General features: G+C 58.0%; 1 protein-coding gene. It reads left to right on the top strand.

Going from position 1 to position 3,970, the window contains the following annotated elements; genetic code table 11:
- Positions 1–838: 838 nt before the first annotated feature.
- On the top strand, positions 839–3,496 hold the full coding sequence (locus ACFWBT_RS42155; RefSeq protein ID WP_385709882.1) for a LuxR C-terminal-related transcriptional regulator: 2,658 nt from the start codon (positions 839–841) through the stop codon (positions 3,494–3,496).
- Positions 3,497–3,970: the final 474 nt, after the last annotated feature.

Genomic DNA, 3,970 nt, shown 5'->3' on the forward strand with positions numbered 1-3,970 from the left:
GATCCACGGTGACGTCCCCACAGCGGATAGAACGCTCAACTTCCGCCCCGGACACGGCAGCCAGGAGCGATCCACCTCATTGTGTTAGCCGTTGTAAGAGGGAGTCAGAACACAAGTGTGCCCCTCCATACGCCGAACACCACGAGCCGGCGCGCGCCGCGACCAAGTGGATGGTTCCACCTTCAATTGATCAGTCGTCAACTGCCTTACAGTAGACGGAAATGGCTAGGTTTACGACACCGGCAGCATGTTCTGGCCGCCTGGCTTGAAGTGTTTGAGTATCGATTACCCATCCACATACGGCTTCCCCTGGGTGATCATTTGGTTCCAGCACCGTGCATCCGACCGTCGAGGAGCGTGGTGAGACTGGCACAGGGGGATTTATGAAGACGTGATCCATTGCGGTCCACATGCTGAGCGAACGTTGGTCTGGTTCGGCTCGCTTGGCGGCAGCCGGGTGGCTGTCCTTGGTTCCGGACGTAGCAACTCAGCCTTTCGACTTGTCCTTTGGCTTCTGTTTCCCTGTCGTAGCCTTGCGAGTGCAAGAGGAAAGATCGTTCCGGGCAAGAATGCTGATTGGCATCGAGCATGAAACGTCCTGGATGCGCGCTCTTGCTGATCCTCAGTGTCGCTGACGCAAGTATTAAAGGACACTGCTGGAGGAGAATCTCGTGCGAGTTCCGGTCCACCGCAGCCGGTACTTGCCGGGTCATTGTCCGAGGCTAGCCGGATTCGATTGGCAGTCTGAGTCACTGCTGGTCCGGTCTGCACCAGCAGCATCCAAAAGTGCGACGGTGCTGTGTCCACTCATAGCTCATCAGATTCGGCTTGGATTTTCATGAACCACAAACCCTGGCCTTTGGTTGCTCGCGAAGCTGAACTGCGAGATTTTGTGGCGGACTTGGCAGATCCTGCAACGAAGGTCTTCCTTGTATTCGGCGATGAAGGAGTGGGCAAGACGCGACTTGCCCAGGAATTCCTTGAAGTTGCAGGCCGCAGCGGCCACCCGGTTCTTCGCGCGGCAGCGTCGGCTGCGGCTGCAGCAATACCTCTCGGTGCGCTTGCTCATTTGCTACCCCCAGACGTCGATCCCGGCAATCCTGTTGCGGTGTTCCGGGGCGTGGCGGCGAGCCTGCAGGCCGCGAGCGGCTCGACTCGGTCACGGCGGTGCGTCGTCATCCTGGTCGATGACCTTCATCTGTTGGACAACACCTCTGCCATGCTGCTCCACCAGCTGCTCACGTCGAATGTCATACGTCTGATCGGAACCGTTCGCACTGCAGCTTCGAGTGCTCATGCTGTTGAGGCCTTGGATTTGGGGTCGGCGACCCGCCATGTCAACCTGCCGGAGTTCAGTCCCGAACAAGTCCGCGCCGTGCTTTTCCACGCCTTGGGCGGGCCCGTTGAATACACGGCTGCTCAGGAATTGATTCGGGTATCCGGTGGAAATGCCCTGTTCTTGCGTGAACTGGTTTCCAGTGCGTTGGTTAGCGGTATTTTGGTGATGAAGAACCAGATGTGGCAACTCGATGGCCCCTTGACCCATACGGTGCGACTGGCTCAGATGATCCGTCAGAGGCTCGGACGGTTTCAGGGCGATGACAGAATTCTGGAGACCCTGGCGCTCTGCGAGCCGCTGTCCATGGATGTCCTCGAGTCACTCGCAGGTGCTGACGCCATCGATGGCCTTGAGCATCATGAGATCATCCGCGTGACCACGGAAGGGCGCAGGACCTATTGCGTCCTGGCGCATCCGCTCTACAGCGAAACAATCATTGAACGAATGTCACATGTAAGGAAAAGGGTGATCTACCGCGAGCAAATTGCTCGAATTTCATCCTTCCGCCATAGGCGTCGAGAGGATTCTTTGCGGATAGCGATGTGGCAGCTCGCAGCCGGCGACACTGTAGAAAAGGCTACCTTGCTGCAGGCTGTCCGACTAGCCCGGCATGCTCATGACTACTCGATGGTGGCCTACATGCTTGAGGGCGTACCGGAGGGCGATCTCGATTGGGAGATCTGTCTGATGCTGGGCGAAGCCAGCTATCACATGAATCGACCCGCCGAGGCTGAAAAGTGGCTGTGTCACGCACAGGAGGTGGCTCAAACAGACGAACAGCTCATCTATGCCACGCAACAGCGCTCTGCGAACCTTTATTGGTTCTTCGGTGGGATCGAGGCTACGTTGGAAGTCACCGGTGAAGCCGTCGAACGCGTTTCGAGTGCAAGTGGACGTCGAATTCTCATCGCCAACGAAGCAATATATCGGCTATTTACCCATGGTTGTGACGCGGCGCTTCGATGCTTGAGCGAGGTAGATGAGATCGAAGACATCCGGATGCGTAGTTGGGGGCTGCTTCAGAAATCACTTGCACTATCTTGGGGCGGAAACTCTAAGGTGGCTATTGAAATACTGGATGACCTTCATGGCTTCTACTTCGCGAATGAGCCCGTTGCGAACCGGATATCGACAGTTTATCAGCGCTGCGCTGCCGACCTGTTCAGGACCATAATTTTGGGGGACTGTGGGCGTCTTGAAGAGGCGATTTCGATCGCGCGAGGTAATTTCGACAAGGCGACGGAAATTAGAGCCATAGAGCTGCAAGTGTGGACAGCCTGCTACCTCGGACGCTGCCACCTGGTCACTGGCAGCCTGAGGGAGGCTGAGTTCTGGTTCACACAGGGATCTGCACTGGCCCGTGAACATCGGCACTCTCGCCCGCTGGTGTTTGCTCAGGCCGGATTGGCCGTTGTTGCCGGGCAATACGGGAAGTCGGCGGAGGCGCGTCTGGCCCTCCAGAAAACGAATATTCAGGACGTTGACACCCAGCCCATCGCGTGTCGCCATCTTGTCATTCTTGCCGAAGCTTGGGTGACTGCCGCAGATGGGGATTTGAGGAGAGCCGTCCGTCAACTTGTGGAAGGTGCTGATTGCGCCGCGAATGCTGGATATCATCTCAACGAGGCGTGGCTTCTCATCGAGGCAGCTCGGCTGAATGGTGCAGCTAGTGTCGATCGGCGCCTTGCTGAATTGGCAGACGGGAGCGGTAATCCTCTTGTACATGCCTGGGCGACCATGGCAGGCGCCATGGCAGTGGCTGAAGGGGAACGTCTCCATGCTGCCGCCCGGGAGTGCGAGGAGCAGGGGTTGTATTTGTTGGCAGCGGAGGGTGCATCTCAGGCTGCCCTGGCGTACAGCCGAATGAAGCAGTGGAAGGAGGCATCCGCTGCGACAGGACTGGTCGATCGGATGACAGGCATCTGCGGGTCGGCGAAGACTCCTGGCCTCCACGTTGCAAGTTCCTTCCCGCTCACCGCGCGTGAGCGGGAGGTCGCAGGGTTGGCTGCCCGCGGACTGACCAATCAAGAGATCGCCGAGCGCCTTGTACTCTCTGTAAGAACTGTCGACAACCATCTGCAGCACACCTACTCGAAACTGCAGATCAATTCGAGACGCGATCTCACAGGAATCATCTTTCCATCTGACGAGTCGTGAATGCTGCGGCCGCGATTCGGCTGGTCTGGCTGTGGTCCTCGGCGAAAAGCAATGCAGGCCACTACCTGTAGCCCCGCCCAGCCGCTTGTCGGTGTCACACGGTCGCGGCCGCGCTACCCCGTGCGGGGGCGACCCATAATGCGTCCAAATGGAAGTGCTGCCGAGGTTGCCTCAGCTGAGCACCTGCTCCGATCTGCCTGTCGTTGTCGGTGTACTGAGCAGAGACATTGATGCCGCTGTGCGACCGTGTTCCGGTGACGAAGCAGTTGCGAGCGAAGACCGAGTTGGCGTGTGCAGAGCCTTTGGCGGTTCGAGCATTCGCACTCTGTGATGGTGTGGAGATGGTCTGCCTGAACGGTAACGTTCTTAGAGGGCGTTAACAACGGCTAACACAATGAGGTGGATCGCTCCTGGCTGCCGTGTCCGGGGCGGAAGTTGAGCGTTCTATCCGCTGTGGGGACGTCACCGTGGATC

This window comes from Streptomyces sp. NPDC060027 (genome assembly GCF_042737005.1).
Taxonomy (GTDB): domain Bacteria; phylum Actinomycetota; class Actinomycetes; order Streptomycetales; family Streptomycetaceae; genus Streptomyces.

Coding starts and splice junctions, on each gene's coding strand:
- ACFWBT_RS42155 (WP_385709882.1), top strand. CDS start 839: ATGAACCACAAACCCTGGCCTTTGGTTGCTCGCGAAGCTGAACTGCGA.